Consider the following 16,828-nt stretch of genomic DNA (forward strand, 5'->3'; position numbering starts at 1 on the left):
TCAAGTGTTACGTCGATCGATAAAACTCAAACTGCGATACAAAGCTTCGATTCGCGGCAACTCGCATCCTGCGGCCTTGGCTGCCGCCAGTGGCCGGGCGTAAATCGCATCCAGCTCAAGCGGTCGTTTGTGCAGAAAATCGTGGTACATGCTCGGCCAATAGTCCGGCATTTTCTCGGTCACCATGAACAGATGATCGGCATAACCGGCCGGTACGTCGTGACCGCAGGCGATTGCTCCCAGAACCACTTCCGCCATCAGAGCCTTGATCAGTTCCCGACTGTCGGCATCGGCCATCAACGGCGTGGTGCTTGCCCCGAGCAGAACCGACAGACCGTTGTAAGGGATATTCCAGACCAGTTTCTGCCAGCGCGCCTGATGCAGGTTCGCCATGGCCTGGGAATCGATACCGGCGGTGCGGAACAGCCCGGCGCCCTCCTCGACAATCGCCATGCGCGCCTGCTCATCGGCTGCGGGACCACTGTGGTAGCCAACATTCACCGCACCGAGCGCCTGATGGGTGATGACGCCTGGTCCGTCGCGATGGACGCAGATATAGCAGAGCCCACCGAGCACATGCAGCGAATCCGGAAGTAACGCTCGCAGACTGTCTTCAACGTCCAGGCCATTTTGCAGCAACAACACTTTGGCATTCGGTGCCGCGGCTTGAATGATCGTCGGCGCCAACTGCGCGTTACTGGTGGTTTTCGCGCCCACCAGCAACCAGTCACAGGGCGGCATGTCTTCGGCCGTCGAATACGCCTGAACCGGATTCAACGTCAGCGCGCCGTGCACCGCACTGTCGAGCTTCAACCCCCGCTCGGCCACCGCTGAGAATTCACTGCGCAACAGAAAATGCACATCGAAACCGGCACGCGCCAGCATCAACCCGTAGAACCCGCCGATCGCACCGGTTCCGATAATACCGATTGTCGGTTTGGTCACTGCCCCCATCATGGCAACTCCTCTGCAATTCGACTCAACGCCTGACCCACGGCTGCATTGAGCTCGGTGCAGGTCAGGCGCGATTTTAGTGCCCCGAAAAATTCACCGCCGCGCACCACAAACAGCGCCGGCAAATAAAAAACCTGATAACGCTCGACCACCCCGCCATTGTTCCCGGCATCAATCCAGCACAGCCGATCGACGTCCAGATCGAGTCGTGGCAATTGCTCACGGGCAAATCGGCAACTGGCGCAGCCGACGCTGGTGAAAATGACCAGCGACACACCGCTCATCGCCAGCAGCCGTTGGTCGGCGTCGAAATCAGTCAGTTCCAATTCGACCACTATACTGGGTGGAACAATGTCAGATGGCCGACACATGGAGTCCGTGTTCATGGGACGTTTTATTCCTCACCCTGACGATGTGCCCGTCGAATTAACGTTGCTCAAACCTGAGTGTATTTCACGGCAACAGCTGCACACTATCAGCCTCGGGGGCATGGCTTGCAATTATCACCGGGCGTGGCGCCACGGTACGGCGCTGGAAATTCGCATGCCGACCTTGAACCCCGACATGCGTTTTCTGGGATATGTAGCCTGGTGCCTGCGACGAAAGCGCGGCTATCTGGTAGGCATTGCCTTCGTTGACGAACAGATGATGTTCAGTGCCCGGATGGGCGAGCAAGTGTGCCAGATCGAACGTTACTGCCGCCTGCATGACGCGCATGACGATCTGCAGGAAACTCAGGCCCTGGCCCTTGAATGGGTCCAGGAGCATGCCGACGAGTTCTCCCACGAGACGGTTCGCAGGGCATTTGCGCAGGTTGTGCTGGATTAGGAGGGGCATCCTCAATTGGTTTCCCCGCGGAAACTAATTGAGAATGCCCCTTAAACCGGTGTCTGCCCATTGTCGAGCCACGGTGTAACGCGCTAAGGTTCTGCTCCCCGACGCGCTTAATTTGCTGTGCTCCGCCGCGCGGGTTCGCTGGCGGCCGGCACCCGTGACCTGACGAGTAAACGATGGCTGATTTACCGATCAACGACCTAAACGTCGCTTCCAACGAGACGCTGATCACTCCCGATCAGCTCAAGCGTGATATCCCTCTTAGCGACGCTGCCCTGCGCACCGTCACCAAGGGCCGCGAAGTCATTCGCAACATTCTTGATGGCACCGACCACCGCCTGTTTGTTGTCATCGGGCCTTGCTCGATCCACGACATCAAGGCTGCCCACGAATACGCCGAGCGCCTGAAGGCGCTTGCGGCCGAAGTGTCCGATACCCTGTATCTGGTCATGCGCGTGTATTTCGAGAAGCCACGCACCACCGTCGGCTGGAAAGGCTTGATCAACGATCCGTACCTGGACGACTCCTTCAAGATTCAGGACGGTCTGCACATCGGTCGTCAATTGTTGCTGGACCTGGCCGAGATGGGCCTGCCGACCGCAACTGAAGCCCTCGACCCGATCTCCCCGCAGTACTTGCAGGACCTGATCAGCTGGTCGGCCATCGGTGCGCGCACCACCGAATCCCAGACTCACCGTGAAATGGCCTCCGGCCTGTCCTCGGCAGTAGGCTTCAAGAACGGCACCGACGGCGGCCTGACGGTCGCTATCAACGCCCTGCAATCGGTGTCCAGCCCTCACCGCTTCCTGGGTATCAACCAGGAAGGTGGCGTGTCGATCGTCACCACCAAGGGCAATGCCTACGGTCACGTGGTACTGCGCGGTGGCAACGGCAAGCCGAACTACGATTCGGTCAGCGTCGCGCTCTGCGAGCAAGCGCTGAACAAAGCGAAGATCAAGCCGAACATCATGGTCGATTGCAGCCACGCCAACTCCAACAAGGACCCGGCCCTGCAACCGCTGGTGATGGAGAACGTCGCCAACCAGATCCTCGAAGGCAACCAGTCGATCATCGGCCTGATGGTCGAAAGTCACTTGAACTGGGGCTGCCAGGCGATCCCGAAAGACCTCGCCGACCTGCAATACGGCGTGTCGATCACCGATGCCTGCATCGACTGGTCCGCCACCGAAAACACCTTGCGCAGCATGCATGCCAAGCTCAAGGACGTGCTGCCGAAACGCGATCGCAGCTGATCACTTTTCGCCGCACAAAAAAACGCCGGGCTTAACCCGGCGTTTTTTTATGCGTTCGATTCTGTGAAAGGTTACTGGCTCAGTTTGGCTGCATGCCGCTGGTGGCGCTCCATGTAGCGTTCCACGTAGGAACACGATGGAATGACGGTGTAACCCATTTCTTCAGCGTACTCCAACGCCTTCTCGGTCAAGGCTGCCGCAATGCCGCGACCACGCAGTGCGTTGGGCACAAAGGTGCGATAGATATCCAGGGTCTGTTTCCCCAGATCCATATAGGTCAGGTAGGCACGATGACCGTCCACATTGGTCTCGAACTGATGACCAGCCTGGTCATGGTGGATGGACAACGCCTCGCTCATCACTACTCCTCGCGGGTCTGGAATTCTGACCCCTACCTTACCGATGTTTTTCCGGCGAAGGAACATCTACGCCACCCCGTGCCTGAATGGACACCGAGAAGAGCTGTACCAATCTCGCACAACCGAGCACGTATCAAATAGTAGGCACTATTGGCAGAAATGCTCAAGGTACGCTCGTCATCACGCCGATTGGCGGGTGCTGCTCCGGGTGACGCAGAGACGGCTCGACCGAAGATCTGTGTAGGTCAATAGCCTGAACATTGCCGGATGTTGAGACTTAAGACGAGCGCCCTTTGTTAAAGTCACCTGAACATGGAGAAAGATATGAGAGGCGCCACGCAAAATCCGAAAAAAAGTGTAGACGAATCCATCTAGACAGACTTTAGCCAAGACTCGGAAAAGAGCTGTGAGCGCGCGAAACTTTTCTTCGGCGGCTCGCTCAGCTCGGGCCTCCCAGCTGTATATTTTTTAAACAATGCAGTTAAAAGTTGCTCGAAAAAGAATCAACGCCTACAATTTTTTTGGCTTCTTGCTTTACGTCAGTTTACTTACGACAAGTAATGGGTAGTATGTACGCCGGCTATTTCCTCACTCTGAGGAGACAGCTAACTTAATAGAAAGTCCTTGAAGGGGAACACGATGAACAACGTTCTGAAATTCTCTGCTCTGGCTCTGGCCGCAGTTCTGGCTACCGGTTGCAGCAGCGTATCGAAAGAAACCGAAGCACGTCTGACCGCTACTGAAGACGCAGCAGCTCGCTCCCAGGCTCGTGCAGACGAAGCTTACCGTAAAGCTGATGAAGCTCTGGCTGCTGCTCAAAAAGCACAACAGACTGCTGACGAAGCTAACGAGCGTGCTCTGCGCATGCTGGACAAAGCTAGCCGCAAGTAATAATCCTTCGGGATTGTTATCAAGCCGACCCATTTTTTGGGTCGGCTTTTTTATTGCCCGCAATTTCGTACCGGCAATAAAAAACCCGCCGACGCGGTCAGCATCGGCGGGTTCCTTTCAAACATTACTGCAACGGGTCGATCGGCGCACTCGTCACCATCGGCGCCGAGGAATTCGGCACTCCGATTTCCACCGGCAGACCATCTTCGGCGGCAACCACGTCGCGGACCACATCCCAGTTCATGCGCAGGTTGTTGGTGATGTCCTCACGCTTGAGCATCGCGTTGATCACCGAGGTGTGTTTGTCGACCACAGAAGGGTTGCCCTTGTCGTCCAGCGGCGTGTGCGCTTCCAGATACACCTTGCCGCCACTGACACCGAACTTGTACGGGTCGCTGATAATGCGCACCGACGTGCCTACCGGCACCATGCTCGCCATTTCCAGCACGTTGTTGTTGAACATGCGGAAGCAACCGTGGCTGGTGCGCATGCCGATGCCGAACTTCTTGTTCGAACCGTGGATCAGGTAGCCCGGCGTGCCCAACGTGAACTTGAACGGCCCCAACGGGTTGTCCGGGCCGGCCGGCACCACGTTCGGCAGTGGATCGCCATCGGCGGCGTGCTCGGCCTTGATCGACGCTGGAGGGGTCCAGGTCGGGTTCGGCGTCTTGGCGGTGATGCTGGTATGGGCAATCGGCGAGCCCCAGCCTTCACGGCCGATACCCAGCGGGAAGGTGTACACCACGTTCCGGCCTTTCGGGAAGTAATAGAGGCGGTACTCGGCCAGGTTGATGACGATGCCTTCACGCGGGCCCGGTGGCAGGATGAAGCGCGTCGGCAGCACCACTTCGGTGCCAGCACCCGGCAGCCATGGATCGACGCCAGGGTTGGCCGCGACCATTTCCGAATAGCCCAGATCGTAGGTGGTGCCAAGGTCAGCGAAGGTATCTTCGTACTTGGCCTTGATCACCTGGACCTGACCGACGATGTCTTCACCGGGCGGTGGCAGGGGCAGCTCCAATGCTGCTACGGGACCCGCCACACAGAGGGCGGCGAGAGACAGGTAGCGGGTGACGGCAGGAAAGCGCGGCAACATCCGGAAAATCCTTCGCATGATCGACAAGGGTATAAAAACGGGATTGTACACCGGCATCTGGAAAATCGGGGAGTTGACCGATAGCAAGCAATCTATCGGGCTCTAAAGCTCGAAACGCAGTTCCGGCCAGATCGGCGATGTGCCGCGTTTTTGCGATTCCAGAATGGCCCGGCACAGCGAACACAGGCGCTGATCCTGAAACACACGGCGATCGACGCTCGACCAGCGCGGTTGTGCTGGCAACAGGCTGCCGCACAAGGTCCGGTCCGCCGAGCCGCCCAACTCCAGTTGACGGGTCACCAGATGTACCCGCACTTCCTGGCAGGCGAACAGATCCAGCTGTTCGTCAGGCTCGATCAGTTGGTAGGCAAAAAGTGACCAGGCAGGACGCGGCATCGGGGGCTCCAAATCGGGGGCGCCACCTTAGCCGAAACACCGCCACTAGAAAAGCGTCAAAGCAGCGGTTTCAGTGTCGGCCAGACATTTTCCAGCAACTTGTCCTGAGCCCCGACAGCCGGGTGCAGTCCGTCGGACTGCATCAAGTCTGGATGACCGCCCACGCCGTCGAGAAAAAACGGCACCAACGGGATCTTTTTCTCTTCGGCCAGCGTGCTGTAGACCTTCGCGAAGGCCTCGGTATAGCGAACGCCGTAGTTGGGTGGCAATTGCATGCCGAGCAGCAGCACCTTGGCGCCACTGGCGCGGGAGCTGTCGATCATTGCTGCAAGGTTTTGTTGCAATTGCGTCGGCAGCAATCCACGCAGGCCATCGTTGCCGCCCAACTCGAGGATTACCAACTCAGGCTTATGCTCTGCAAGCAGCGCGGACAGGCGCGCCTGGCCTCCGGCGCTGGTGTCGCCGCTGATGGACGCATTGACCACCTTATCGTCAAAACCTTCGCGCTTGAGCCGTTGCTCGAGCAGGGAGACCCACCCCAAGCGGGTATCCAGCCCGAAACCCGCGCTGATACTATCGCCAACGATCAGGACTGTACCCGCCGCTGCGTTCTGGGCCATGCACATCAAGGCCAGGCCAGCACTCAAAAACCACACACGCATCGGATTCTCCATGGGCGCAAGCATTCTCACCGCGAAGAACCTCAGCAAAGTGGTTCCCAGCGCGGAAGGTGAACTGACTATCCTGCACGAACTCAGCCTGGAACTGAACAAGGGCGACAGCCTGGCCATTGTCGGCGCCTCCGGTTCCGGCAAATCCACCCTCCTCGGCTTGCTCGCCGGTCTCGACCTGCCGAGCAGCGGCGACGTCACCCTCGCAGGGCAAGCCCTGAGCAATCTCGATGAAGACCAACGCGCACGTATCCGGGCCGAGCATGTCGGGTTTGTGTTTCAGTCCTTTCAACTGCTCGACAGTCTCAATGCCCTGGAAAACGTCATGCTGCCGCTGGAACTCGATGGCCGCAAAGACGCCCGTGAACGCGCCACCGAGTTACTGCAACGGGTCGGCCTGGGCCAGCGACTGACCCATTCGCCACGCCAGCTTTCGGGCGGCGAACAGCAACGCGTGGCGATTGCCCGTGCGTTTGCCGCCGAACCCGATGTGCTGTTCGCCGACGAACCAACCGGCAACCTCGACAGCCACACCGGTGAACGCATCAGCGATCTGCTGTTCGAACTCAACCAGGAACGCGGTACGACCCTGGTGCTGGTGACCCACGACGAACGCCTGGCACATCGCTGCCGACGCCTGATCCGCCTTGAAGCCGGCCTGCTGGTCGCCCCTCTGGAGCCTTGATGGCACGCCTGCCGCTGTTGCGCCTGTTCAGTCTTGCCATCCGCCAACTGCTGCGCGACGCCCGCGCCGGTGAGTTGCGCGTGTTGTTTTTCGCCTTGCTGGTGGCCGTGGCGGCGAGTACCGCCATCGGTTACTTCGGCGCCCGCCTGAACGGTGCCATGATGCTGCGCGCCACTGAGTTTCTCGGTGCCGACCTGTTGCTTGAAGGCAGTTCACCGGCGCGGCCCGAACAGATTAAAAGCGGCCTAGAGCTGGGCCTCGAACACGCTCAGGTGGTGGAATTCTCCAGCGTCATCGCCACTGACAATGGCATTCAGCTGTCCAGCATCAAAGCTGCCGACGACGTCTACCCACTGCGCGGCGAACTGAAAAGTGCCCCGGCGCCCTTCGCCCCGGAAGAACCCGGTGGCGGACCGAAACCCGGTGAAGCCTGGGTCGAAGCGCGACTGTTGACTGCGCTGGACCTGAAGATCGGCGACAGCATCGACGTCGGCATGAGAACCCTCAAACTGGCGCGAGTGCTGACCTACGAACCGGACCGCGCCGGCAATTTCTACAGCCTGACGCCGCGGGTGCTGATCAACCTCAGCGACCTCGCCGCGACCGGCGTGGTGCAACCCGGCAGCCGGGTCAGTTACCGCGAACTTTGGCGCGGTAAAGCCGAGGCGCTGGAAACCTATCATCAATTGATCAAACCCGGCTTGGCCGCCAACCAGCGTTTGCAGGATGCCCGTGATGGCAATCGACAGATCGGCGGTGCCTTGGGCAAGGCCGAGCGGTACTTGAACATGGCCAGTCTGGTGGCAGTTCTGCTGTCGGGTGTGGCGGTGGCACTGTCGGCCACTCGCTTCGCCACCCGCCGATTCGATGCCAGTGCATTGCTGCGTTGTCTGGGGTTGTCGCGGCGGGAAACCATGGTGTTATTCAGTTTGCAGCTGACGGTGCTCGGGCTGCTCGCCAGTATCAGTGGCGCCCTCATCGGCTGGTTTGCGCAGCTGGGGCTGTTCGCGCTGCTGCATGATTTATTACCGACCGACGTTCCACCGGGCGGTCTGTTTCCTGCCATTGCCGGGATTGGCACCGGATTGGTGGCGTTGGCCGGTTTTGCCTTGCCGCCACTGGCGGCACTGGGCCGGGTTCCGCCATTGCGGGTATTGCGTCGGGACATGCTGCCAATTCCCTCTAGCACCTGGATGGTTTACGGCGCGGCATTGGGCGCCCTCGGGCTGATCATGTGGCGTCTGAGCCTGGACCTGGTGTTGACCTTCGCCCTGCTCGGTGGCGGCGTGATCGCAGCATTGGTGCTTGGCGGCTTGCTGTTGCTGCTTCTGAAGAGTCTGCGCCGAATGCTGGCGCGCGCCTCTTTGCCGTGGCGCCTCGGGCTAGGCCAATTGCTGCGTCATCCACTGGCGGCCGCGGGGCAATCCCTGGCCTTCGGCTTGATTCTGCTGTCCATGGCGCTGATCGCATTGCTGCGCGGCGAGTTGCTGGACACCTGGCAGAACCAGCTACCGAAAAACGCGCCTAACTATTTCGCGCTTAACATTCTGCCAGCGGACAAACAGGCGTTCATTGATCGCCTGAACAAACTGTCGGCGCAATCGGCGCCGCTATACCCGGTGATACCTGGACGGCTGATCAGCGTCAACGGCGAGCCGGTACAGGAAATCGTCAGCAAGGATTCGGCCGGTGACCGAGCGATCCAGCGCGACCTGAGTCTGACTTGGGCGGCGGATTTGCCGGCGGGCAACAAACTCACTGCGGGCAACTGGTGGGCCGAACAGACGCCGGACGAAATACCCGGCGTATCGGTAGAAGGCAAAGTCGCCGAAAGCCTGAAGCTCAAGCTCGGCGATCACATGGTCTTTACTGTGGGCGGCGTCAATCGCGAAGCGAAAGTCACCAGCCTGCGGGAGATCAACTGGGACAACTTCCAGCCTAACTTCTTTATGATCTTCCAGCCCGGCACACTGAAGGATCTGCCTGCAACCTACCTGACCAGTTTTTATCTGGCGGCCGGTCATGATCAGCAGATCGTGGATCTGTCCCGGGCGTTTCCGGCGGTGACCATCTTGCAAGTCGAAGCCTTGCTCGAGCAGCTGCGCAGCATCCTCGCCCAAGTCACCCTGGCGGTGGAATACGTGCTGTTGTTCGTGTTGGCGGCGGGGATGGCGGTGTTGTTTTCAGGCTTGCAAGCGACGCTCGATGAACGCATTCGCCAAGGCGCCTTGTTGCGAGCGCTAGGGGCCGAGCGGCAACTGTTGGTCAAGGCCCGGCGGATCGAGTTCGGTTTGCTTGGAGCGGTCAGCGGATTGTTGGCAGCGCTGGGTTCGGAACTGGTGAGTCTGGTGCTCTACCGCTACGCCTTCGACCTGCCGTGGCACCCGCATCCGTGGTTGTTGGTGCTGCCACTGATCGGTGCGGTGCTGATCGAGGGAGCCGGTGTGTTTGGTACGCGCCGTGCGCTGAACGCCAGCCCCCTGACAGTCTTGCGCGAGGGTTGATAGACTCAAGCTCTCTCTACCACAAGAAGTTGCCATGAGCCGTTATCGCCCTCCCCGCACCGCTGGCACCGCGCTGATCACCCCCGAAGGTGAAGCGCGGATGCGGGCCGAGTTTCATGAGCTCTGGCATGTTCGACGGCCGCAGGTGACACAGTCAGTCAGCGAGGCCGCGGCACAGGGCGATCGCTCGGAAAACGCCGAATACACCTACGGCAAAAAGATGCTGCGCGAGATCGACAGTCGCGTGCGCTTTCTCACCAAGCGACTGGAAGCGCTCAAAGTCGTCAGCGAAAAACCGAGCGATCCGAACAAGGTCTATTTTGGCGCCTGGGTCACGATTGAAGACGAGGACGGCAAAGAGTCACGCTACCGTATCGTCGGGCCAGATGAGCTGGATTTGAAACTGGGCTTGATCAGCATCGATTCGCCGCTGGCCCGCGCACTGATCGGCAAGGCGCTGGACGCCGAAGTTCGGGTCCAGACACCGACTGGTGAGCAATGCGTGTATATCGTGGCGATCGACTATCTCTGAGCCATAGCGCTCTGAGCCTCAACGGCGGGTAATCAGCCCCTGTCGGGCAACGCGAGTCAATTGCTTGATCACTTCGGGGGCGTCCTCGAGGCTGGGCGATTGAATCACCGCCAGATCGAAACTGTCGCTGGCAAATCGAGCCAGCGATTCACCCTCTTCGACAAACTGGATCAGGAAGGCCGCAGGCCCACCGGTGCGACGTGGCCAGCCATCGAGATAACGCAAGAGTGTCGGCTGATGTTTGCCGCCAAGCAGGATTTTTGGATTGCGCTGGGTGAGGTGTGCCGTGATCGGCGCGGGGCGTATAACGGGGCTTAATGCATTCATTCTGTCGTGTCTCGGCCTCAAAAGTCTGCATGGCAGGTGAGAGGCAACACCGAACCAGCGCTTTAGCGGTATTTCGAAGCCTGTTTCAAGCTTCTATCGGCAACTGAATGAGTCACCTGGCGCCCCGCAAGTAGCTGTTTAAATCGGCGCATGGGCAGCATCCTAGAGAAGCTGACCGGACAGTGTCAAGAATGACGAGCAACAAAAAGGCCCGCGCAATGCGAGCCTTTTCATTAAGCCAGAGCGGTCAGCCAGCGATAGCGCGGTCAGCCGAGAGCTTGCCGGCGCCTTCGATCAGCACCGCGATGCTGCCGCCGAGCAGGGCCAGGGCGAATTCATAACCGTTGTTGACCATGAACAGACCGTGAGGGAGATGCACCGAGAAGATCGCCACCAGTGAGAGGATGGTCAGGCCGAGGGCTGCCGGGCGAACCAGCAAGCCGATGATCAAGGCCAGACCGGCGAAAAACTCGGTACCGCCCGCCAGCGTCGCCATCAGGTAACCCGGCGCCAGGCCGATGCTTTCCATGTACTGCGCGGTGCCCGCCAGACCGTAACCACCGAACGCCCCAAAGAGTTTCTGCGAGCCGTGGGCAGCGAAGATGATGCCGACGAAGATCCGCAAAACGGTCAGGCCGTAGCCAGCGCGGGTAAACAGTACCTTGTTGATCAGTGTGCTCATGCTGTGTCATCCGTTGTCAGTGTGTGTTGGTTGGCCGCTATATTAATCAGTAAATCTCATGTTAAAAGCGCAATAAATTCGCCATAACAATCAGTTTATTCGATTATTTACGTGACGCAACTTTCTGCCCCTGGGGCTCCAACGACTCCCGCTCCCGATCGAACGCCAGGTAATACTTGTTCACGCTATTAACATAGCTGACGGCGCCCATTCCCACCTGCTCCATGGCGATGCGCTCCACCTGGAAGAACCACTGATTGGGATTCAAACCGCGCCGACGAGCCTCGGCACGCATGCCCTGAACGCGCTCCGGCCCCATGTTGTAGGCCGCCAGCACGAACGCCATGCGCTCGCGCTCGTTGAGTTTGGGGCTGGCAAAGAATTTGCGGCGGATCATCGCCAGGTACTTGGCCCCGGCCTGCACATTGGCGTCGAGATTCTGAATGTTGTTGACCCCCACCCGCTGGGCGGCGGACGGGGTGATCTGCATCAGGCCGGTAGGGCCGCTGCCACCGCGGGCGTTGGGTTGCAGGGCTGATTCCTTGAACGCCAGGGCAGCCAGATTCAACCAGTCCATGCCTTGGGCTTCAGCGTGCTTCTGCAACACCGGGCGAAGTTTCTCGAGGCGCTGCCGATCAGCCTTGGCCAATGGATAGTGCACTTGATACAGACGTCGATAGATCCGCAGGAACGCGGCATCCTGATCCGATGGTTTCTTGTAACCGGTCAGGAAGCGATCAATGCTCGCCCGCAACATTGAGGCGTCGCGGCGCACGAACCAGAATTCTTCGCCCGGTTCACTGATGAGCACCTGGCGATCGAAACGCAACTTGGGCAGGATCTTGCCCCAGCGCTCGGCGATGGGTTGCTCGACGATCGTCAGGTGAAAGATTCCGCCCTGGACCATTTCCAGCACATCCTCGACCGCCAGACTGGGATCGACCCACTCGATTGTCACCGGTGGCAGTTTAAGCAGCGCGAGCTTTTGATTGATCTGGCTGACCGCGTCCCCGGCGGCACTGCCGGTGGGCAACGCCAGGGTTTTGCCGGAGAGTTGTTCGAGATGGGTGTAACGTCGCTCGCCTTTGATCCCGACCAATACCAACGGGATGTTGCTGGCAATCGGTTCACTGGTGCTGACCGCGTGGCCCGGTTGCAGGTCGAGCAGCTCCCCCGGTGCGACCAGATCACCCTCGCCGCGCTGCAAAGCGCCGATCAGTTGATCCTTGGCCTTGGGTATGATCTTGAGGGTGATTTCCTGACCGTCACGGGCGTGACCGTTGAGGTACTGCTCGAAGGCACGCAAGCGGTGGTATTCAACACCGATGGCCTGGCCCTGAACTTCGCCGGAGCTGTTGCGGCTCTGGTTGACCAACACCCGCAGCACACGACTGCTGCGGATTTCCGCCAAGTCGCGCACTTTGGTCGAAGGCACGGCTTGCAGCGGCCCGGCCAGACGCGCAACCGCCGGCATCGGCAGCAGCAACGAACAACACAGCAGTAGCAAAACCGAGGGACGTATCATCCACTCTCCAGAAAGAATACTGGGCCGATCTCAAGAGTTTTCATGAAATCGAACGACAGAAACAGAGCGCCTTGAGCGCTGGCAAAGTGCGAAAGACTGGCACAGTGATGGCATGCTAGCCACCCTGACCTGTCTCTCGGCATCAAGAGACAGCTTTAACTCGTTGTAGTTCTTGGCTTTTCTTATAAATCTACAGCTCTGATATGCTTTCCGGCCTTTGGTCCGAGGTAGCACCATGCAACTCATCGATATCGGCGTCAACCTGACCAACCCCAGTTTTGCCGACAAACACCAGGCTGTACTCGACCGCGCCTACGCGGCCGGGGTCTGCCAATTGGTGCTCACCGGCACCAGTGTCGAGGGCAGCGAACAGGCGCTGGAACTGTGCCGGCAACTGGACGAAACGGCTCAACGGCTGTTCGCCACCGCCGGCCTTCACCCCCACGGCGCCAGCGACTGGAACGCCGACAGCGCCCAGCGTCTGCGCAGTTTACTCAAGGAGCCGAACGTCGTGGCAGTGGGTGAATGCGGGCTGGATTTCAATCGTGATTTCTCGCCGCGCCCGCAGCAGGAAAAAGTCCTGGAAAAGCACTTGGAGTTGGCGGTCGAGTTGCAATTGCCGGTGTTCCTCCACGAGCGCGATGCCAGTCAGCGCTTGCTGGAAATCCTTCGCGATTACCGTGATCAATTGCCGGCCGCCGTGGTGCATTGCTTCACGGGCGAAAAGAAGGCGTTGTTCAGCTATCTCGATCTGGATTTGCACATCGGCATCACTGGCTGGATTTGTGACGAGCGCCGGGGCACGCACCTGCATCCGTTGGTGAAAGAGATCAAACGGGGACGGTTAATGCTGGAGAGCGATGCGCCGTATCTGTTGCCGCGCAGTCTGCGACCCAAGCCGAAGAATGGTCGCAACGAACCGGCGTATCTGACCGAAGTATTGCGGGAAGTGGCGTTGCATCGCGGGGAAAGCGAGGAAGATCTGGCGGCTCACAGCACTGCGTGTGCGCGAGCGTTCTACGGGTTGCCAATGGTCGACTGACGAACCGAACCTGTGGGAGCGGCGGTGCGACGATTCGACTTGCTCGCGAAGGCGGTACATCAGTCAACATTTTTGTCGACTGACACACCGCTTTCGCGAGCAAGTCGAATCGTCGCACCGCCGCTCCCACATTATCAGTGACTGTTGCGCATCATCTCTTTAGGCACGTACTTGCCGATTTCGAACTTGCCGATCGCCGCGCGGTGCACTTCGTCCGGGCCGTCGGCCAGGCGCAGGGTGCGCTGCATCGCATACATGTAGGCCAGCGGGAAATCGTTGGACACCCCTGCCCCGCCATGGATCTGGATCGCCCGGTCGATCACCCGCAAGGCCACGTTCGGCGCAACAACCTTGATCTGAGCGATTTCGCTCTTCGCAATCTTGTTGCCAACGGTGTCCATCATGTACGCCGCTTTCAACGTCAGCAGGCGTGCCATGTCGATTTCCATTCGCGAATCGGCAATCTTGTCGATGTTGCCGCCCAGGCGTGCCAAAGGTTTACCGAACGCAGTACGGGTTACCGCCCGTTTGCACATCAGTTCCAATGCACGTTCGGCCATGCCGATTGAACGCATGCAGTGGTGAATCCGACCCGGGCCAAGGCGACCCTGAGCGATTTCGAAGCCGCGTCCTTCGCCCAACAGGACGTTTTCGTACGGCACGCGGACGTTTTCGAACAGCACTTCGGCGTGGCCGTGAGGTGCGTCGTCGTAACCGAACACTGGCAGCGGACGAACGATCTTCACGCCTGGGGCATCCACCGGCACCAGAATCATCGAGTGCTGCGCATGACGCGGCGCGTCAGGATCGCTCAGGCCCATGAAGACCAGGATCTTGCAGCGTGGATCGCAGGCGCCTGAGGTCCACCATTTTTTGCCGTTGATCACCCATTCGTCGCCATCACGCACGGCACGGGCGGCCATGTTGGTGGCGTCGGACGAGGCCACGTCCGGTTCGGTCATGGCGAACGCCGAGCGGATCTCGCCGCGCAGCAGCGGTTCGAGCCAGCGCTGTTTCTGTTCTTCATTGGCGTAGCGCACCAGCACTTCCATGTTGCCGGTGTCTGGCGCGGAGCAGTTGAACGGCTCGGGGCCCAGCAGCGAGCGGCCCATGATTTCGGCCAACGGCGCGTATTCGAGGTTGGTCAGACCGGCGCCGAGTTCGGACTCAGGCAGAAACAAATTCCACAAACCTTCAGCCTTGGCCTTGAGTTTGAGCTCCTCCATGATTGCGGTCGGCTGCCAGCGATCGCCCTCGGCGACCTGGCGCTCGAACACCGCTTCGGCGGGATATACGTAGGTGTCCATGAACGCGGTCACGCGCTCACGCAGTTCTTGCACCTTGGGCGAATAAGCGAAATCCATGGGCAGCTCTACCTTTTAACGGAGGGTTTTGATGAGTTGTTCAGGTCATGCAATCGATGCTAGAACAGCTACGAAAATTTACCTAGCCTATTCTCGGCGTGTATTAACATTCATCACCGATATATGATCGGCTGATCGAGAGCCCAACAATAAGAGTGCAGCGCAATGAATCTGAGCAAGGTCGACCTCAACCTTTTCATCGTCTTCGACGCGATCTACACCGAAGGCAACCTGACCCGTGCAGGGCAGATTGTCGGCATTACTCAACCGGCGGTCTCGAACGCTCTGGCCCGTCTGCGGGAGACCTTCAATGATCCGCTGTTCGTGCGTACCGCTCAGGGCATGGTCCCGACGCCCATGGCGCAGAACATTATCGGGCCGGTGCGTAACGCCCTCTCCTTGCTGCGGGTGTCGGTGCAGGAAAGCCGTATTTTCAACCCGTTGCAGGCGGTCAAGACCTACCGCATCAGCATGACCGACCTCACCGAAGCGGTGATCCTGCCGGCACTGTTCCAGCGCCTGCGGCGCCTGGCGCCGACGGTGATCATCGAAAGCTTTCTGTCCAAGCGCCGCGAAACCACCAAGGAACTGGCGGCCGGGCGCCTCGATTTCGCCGTCGATGCGCCGCTCAACACCGACCCGCAAGTGCGCCACGTCAAGTTGATGGAAGACCGTTACGTGTGCGCCATGCGCAAGGGCCATCCGCTGGCGGGCAAAGAGAAATTCACCCTCGACGATTACCTGTCGCTGACCCATATCCATATTTCCAGCCGCCGCAGTGGTCTGGGCCATGTCGACCTGGCCTTGGGCAAAATGGGCATTCAGCGCAAGATCGCCCTGCGATCCCAGCATTACTTGATGGCATCCCAGGTATTGCAGCAGACCGACATGGTGATGACCGTGCCGGAACGCTTTGCCCGTCGCCATGATTTGTACTCGGTGAACCTGCCGGTCAACGATGTGCCGCCGGTAGAAACCCACCTCTACTGGCACGAAAGCACCGACCAGGACCCGGCCAACCGCTGGATGCGCGAGCAGATGATCGAGTTGTGCCAGCAGGTGACGGCACATGAGAAGAAGCTCGACAAAGTGTAGGACTTGGCACCGCGTCTTCGTTCTTCGTCGGAACGCCGCCCGGAGCAAGCCCGCACACATTCGATCGCATTCTTTCTGAAAGAACTGGGTTAAATGTGGGAGCGGGCTTGCTCGCGAATGGACCCGCAAGAACACTGAAGATTCATGCTGCTTGACGTAAACGTCAACCTGACATTAGCTTAGCGCCATGACCTTTTTCGAGCGCTTCCATGAGCAGCCAGACCTATAGCATTTCCGACCTCGCCCGCGAGCTCGACATCACCACCCGGGCCATTCGCTTTTATGAAGAGCAAGGCCTGCTCAGCCCCGAGCGACGCGGTCAGGAACGCATCTACTCGCCCCGTGACAAGGTCAGCCTGAAGCTGATCCTGCGGGGCAAGCGCATTGGTTTCTCCCTGGCCGAATGCCGCGAGCTGATCGAACTCTACGATCCCTCCGGCGGCAATCAGAAACAGCTGCAAACCATGCTGACCAAAATCGCCGAACGTCGTGAACAGCTCGAGCAGCAGATGCTCGACATCGAACAGATGAAGCTGGAACTGGACACCGCGCAGGAGCGTTGCACCCAGGCGCTGGAACAGACCATCAAGAGCCAGCAGGTCATTCAGTAGGTCTACA

General features: G+C 59.2%; 19 protein-coding genes. 9 read left to right on the forward strand and 10 right to left on the reverse strand.

Going from position 1 to position 16,828, the window contains the following annotated elements:
* Window positions 1–957 (reverse strand): putative 2-dehydropantoate 2-reductase, encoded by a 957-nt coding sequence (locus tag CUN63_RS02235; RefSeq protein ID WP_129436982.1) that lies wholly within the window; start codon window positions 955–957, stop codon window positions 1–3.
* Window positions 954–1,340, reverse strand: a complete 387-nt coding sequence (locus tag CUN63_RS02240) for a thioredoxin family protein (RefSeq protein ID WP_129436983.1) — start codon at window positions 1,338–1,340, stop codon at window positions 954–956. The genes CUN63_RS02235 and CUN63_RS02240 overlap by 4 nt, the downstream gene beginning before the upstream one ends.
* On the opposite strand from CUN63_RS02240, the gene CUN63_RS02245 reads away from it, so the two are divergent.
* Complete coding sequence (locus tag CUN63_RS02245) at window positions 1,339–1,782, forward strand: PilZ domain-containing protein (RefSeq protein WP_129436984.1); 444 nt, start codon at window positions 1,339–1,341, stop codon at window positions 1,780–1,782. The two genes, CUN63_RS02240 and CUN63_RS02245, sit on opposite strands and share 2 nt — an antisense overlap.
* A gap of 182 nt (window positions 1,783–1,964) precedes the next feature.
* Window positions 1,965–3,041 (forward strand): 3-deoxy-7-phosphoheptulonate synthase, encoded by a 1,077-nt coding sequence (locus CUN63_RS02250; protein ID WP_056740324.1) that lies wholly within the window; start codon window positions 1,965–1,967, stop codon window positions 3,039–3,041.
* A 71-nt stretch (window positions 3,042–3,112) separates the two neighbouring features.
* Here the strand turns inward: CUN63_RS02250 and CUN63_RS02255 are convergent, their stop codons facing one another.
* A complete protein-coding gene (locus CUN63_RS02255; protein WP_008057026.1) occupies window positions 3,113–3,400 on the reverse strand; it encodes a GNAT family N-acetyltransferase in 288 nt (95 codons plus the stop codon).
* Between the two features lie 639 nt (window positions 3,401–4,039).
* Here CUN63_RS02255 and oprI point away from each other — a divergent pair.
* Window positions 4,040–4,291, forward strand: coding sequence for an outer membrane lipoprotei OprI (gene oprI, locus CUN63_RS02260; protein ID WP_002553018.1), 252 nt, complete (start codon window positions 4,040–4,042; stop codon window positions 4,289–4,291).
* A 124-nt stretch (window positions 4,292–4,415) separates the two neighbouring features.
* Here the strand turns inward: oprI and CUN63_RS02265 are convergent, their stop codons facing one another.
* The 3 genes from CUN63_RS02265 to CUN63_RS02275 all read right to left on the reverse strand — a co-directional run bounded on the left by CUN63_RS02265 (window position 4,416) and on the right by CUN63_RS02275 (window position 6,445).
* Entirely contained in the window at window positions 4,416–5,387 is a 972-nt protein-coding gene (locus tag CUN63_RS02265; RefSeq protein WP_129436985.1) for a L,D-transpeptidase family protein, read from the reverse strand.
* A gap of 102 nt (window positions 5,388–5,489) precedes the next feature.
* Window positions 5,490–5,783, reverse strand: coding sequence for a hypothetical protein (locus CUN63_RS02270; RefSeq protein ID WP_003226812.1), 294 nt, complete (start codon window positions 5,781–5,783; stop codon window positions 5,490–5,492).
* A gap of 56 nt (window positions 5,784–5,839) precedes the next feature.
* On the reverse strand, window positions 5,840–6,445 hold the full coding sequence (locus CUN63_RS02275; RefSeq protein ID WP_129436986.1) for an arylesterase: 606 nt from the start codon (window positions 6,443–6,445) through the stop codon (window positions 5,840–5,842).
* Window positions 6,446–6,455: 10 nt separating this feature from the next.
* Between CUN63_RS02275 and CUN63_RS02280 the strand changes: the two genes are divergently transcribed.
* Genes CUN63_RS02280 through greB form a run of 3 tightly spaced genes read left to right on the forward strand, consistent with a single transcriptional unit; the run spans window position 6,456 to window position 10,175 of the window.
* Window positions 6,456–7,139: an ABC transporter ATP-binding protein gene (locus CUN63_RS02280; RefSeq protein ID WP_033057202.1), complete on the forward strand. Its 684-nt coding sequence runs from the start codon at window positions 6,456–6,458 to the stop codon at window positions 7,137–7,139.
* Entirely contained in the window at window positions 7,139–9,643 is a 2,505-nt protein-coding gene (locus CUN63_RS02285) for an ABC transporter permease (protein ID WP_129436987.1), read from the forward strand. The genes CUN63_RS02280 and CUN63_RS02285 overlap by 1 nt, the downstream gene beginning before the upstream one ends.
* 34 nt (window positions 9,644–9,677) lie before the next feature.
* Complete coding sequence (greB, locus tag CUN63_RS02290) at window positions 9,678–10,175, forward strand: transcription elongation factor GreB (protein WP_129436988.1); 498 nt, start codon at window positions 9,678–9,680, stop codon at window positions 10,173–10,175.
* An 18-nt stretch (window positions 10,176–10,193) separates the two neighbouring features.
* Here the strand turns inward: greB and CUN63_RS02295 are convergent, their stop codons facing one another.
* The 3 genes from CUN63_RS02295 to CUN63_RS02305 form a co-directional block, all read right to left on the reverse strand.
* Complete coding sequence (locus CUN63_RS02295; protein WP_046056997.1) at window positions 10,194–10,502, reverse strand: hypothetical protein; 309 nt, start codon at window positions 10,500–10,502, stop codon at window positions 10,194–10,196.
* Window positions 10,503–10,749: 247 nt separating this feature from the next.
* On the reverse strand, window positions 10,750–11,184 hold the full coding sequence (locus CUN63_RS02300; RefSeq protein ID WP_129436989.1) for a DoxX family protein: 435 nt from the start codon (window positions 11,182–11,184) through the stop codon (window positions 10,750–10,752).
* Window positions 11,185–11,287: 103 nt separating this feature from the next.
* Window positions 11,288–12,709, reverse strand: a complete 1,422-nt coding sequence (locus tag CUN63_RS02305; RefSeq protein ID WP_129436990.1) for a transglycosylase SLT domain-containing protein — start codon at window positions 12,707–12,709, stop codon at window positions 11,288–11,290.
* A 235-nt stretch (window positions 12,710–12,944) separates the two neighbouring features.
* Between CUN63_RS02305 and CUN63_RS02310 the strand changes: the two genes are divergently transcribed.
* On the forward strand, window positions 12,945–13,751 hold the full coding sequence (locus CUN63_RS02310; RefSeq protein ID WP_129436991.1) for a TatD family hydrolase: 807 nt from the start codon (window positions 12,945–12,947) through the stop codon (window positions 13,749–13,751).
* Window positions 13,752–13,885: 134 nt separating this feature from the next.
* Here the strand turns inward: CUN63_RS02310 and CUN63_RS02315 are convergent, their stop codons facing one another.
* Complete coding sequence (locus CUN63_RS02315; protein WP_129436992.1) at window positions 13,886–15,115, reverse strand: acyl-CoA dehydrogenase; 1,230 nt, start codon at window positions 15,113–15,115, stop codon at window positions 13,886–13,888.
* A gap of 165 nt (window positions 15,116–15,280) precedes the next feature.
* Between CUN63_RS02315 and CUN63_RS02320 the strand changes: the two genes are divergently transcribed.
* Together CUN63_RS02320 and CUN63_RS02325 are read left to right on the forward strand one after the other, a co-directional pair.
* Complete coding sequence (locus tag CUN63_RS02320) at window positions 15,281–16,210, forward strand: LysR family transcriptional regulator (RefSeq protein ID WP_129436993.1); 930 nt, start codon at window positions 15,281–15,283, stop codon at window positions 16,208–16,210.
* Between the two features lie 209 nt (window positions 16,211–16,419).
* Window positions 16,420–16,821, forward strand: a complete 402-nt coding sequence (locus CUN63_RS02325) for a MerR family DNA-binding transcriptional regulator (protein WP_129436994.1) — start codon at window positions 16,420–16,422, stop codon at window positions 16,819–16,821.
* The last annotated feature ends 7 nt before the right edge of the window (window positions 16,822–16,828 follow it).

The sequence above is a fragment of the Pseudomonas sp. ACM7 genome (assembly GCF_004136015.1).
Classification (GTDB): Bacteria; Pseudomonadota; Gammaproteobacteria; order Pseudomonadales; family Pseudomonadaceae; genus Aquipseudomonas; species Aquipseudomonas frigoris.

Coding starts and splice junctions, on each gene's coding strand:
- CUN63_RS02250 (WP_056740324.1), top strand. CDS start 1,965: ATGGCTGATTTACCGATCAACGACCTAAACGTCGCTTCCAACGAGACG.
- CUN63_RS02235 (WP_129436982.1), bottom strand. CDS start 957: ATGATGGGGGCAGTGACCAAACCGACAATCGGTATTATCGGAACCGGT.
- CUN63_RS02275 (WP_129436986.1), bottom strand. CDS start 6,445: ATGCGTGTGTGGTTTTTGAGTGCTGGCCTGGCCTTGATGTGCATGGCC.
- CUN63_RS02320 (WP_129436993.1), top strand. CDS start 15,281: ATGAATCTGAGCAAGGTCGACCTCAACCTTTTCATCGTCTTCGACGCG.
- CUN63_RS02265 (WP_129436985.1), bottom strand. CDS start 5,387: ATGTTGCCGCGCTTTCCTGCCGTCACCCGCTACCTGTCTCTCGCCGCC.
- CUN63_RS02310 (WP_129436991.1), top strand. CDS start 12,945: ATGCAACTCATCGATATCGGCGTCAACCTGACCAACCCCAGTTTTGCC.
- CUN63_RS02255 (WP_008057026.1), bottom strand. CDS start 3,400: ATGAGCGAGGCGTTGTCCATCCACCATGACCAGGCTGGTCATCAGTTC.
- CUN63_RS02315 (WP_129436992.1), bottom strand. CDS start 15,115: ATGGATTTCGCTTATTCGCCCAAGGTGCAAGAACTGCGTGAGCGCGTG.
- CUN63_RS02300 (WP_129436989.1), bottom strand. CDS start 11,184: ATGAGCACACTGATCAACAAGGTACTGTTTACCCGCGCTGGCTACGGC.
- CUN63_RS02270 (WP_003226812.1), bottom strand. CDS start 5,783: ATGCCGCGTCCTGCCTGGTCACTTTTTGCCTACCAACTGATCGAGCCT.
- CUN63_RS02280 (WP_033057202.1), top strand. CDS start 6,456: ATGGGCGCAAGCATTCTCACCGCGAAGAACCTCAGCAAAGTGGTTCCC.
- CUN63_RS02325 (WP_129436994.1), top strand. CDS start 16,420: ATGAGCAGCCAGACCTATAGCATTTCCGACCTCGCCCGCGAGCTCGAC.
- CUN63_RS02305 (WP_129436990.1), bottom strand. CDS start 12,709: ATGATACGTCCCTCGGTTTTGCTACTGCTGTGTTGTTCGTTGCTGCTG.
- greB (WP_129436988.1), top strand. CDS start 9,678: ATGAGCCGTTATCGCCCTCCCCGCACCGCTGGCACCGCGCTGATCACC.
- oprI (WP_002553018.1), top strand. CDS start 4,040: ATGAACAACGTTCTGAAATTCTCTGCTCTGGCTCTGGCCGCAGTTCTG.
- CUN63_RS02285 (WP_129436987.1), top strand. CDS start 7,139: ATGGCACGCCTGCCGCTGTTGCGCCTGTTCAGTCTTGCCATCCGCCAA.
- CUN63_RS02240 (WP_129436983.1), bottom strand. CDS start 1,340: ATGAACACGGACTCCATGTGTCGGCCATCTGACATTGTTCCACCCAGT.
- CUN63_RS02245 (WP_129436984.1), top strand. CDS start 1,339: ATGGGACGTTTTATTCCTCACCCTGACGATGTGCCCGTCGAATTAACG.
- CUN63_RS02295 (WP_046056997.1), bottom strand. CDS start 10,502: ATGAATGCATTAAGCCCCGTTATACGCCCCGCGCCGATCACGGCACAC.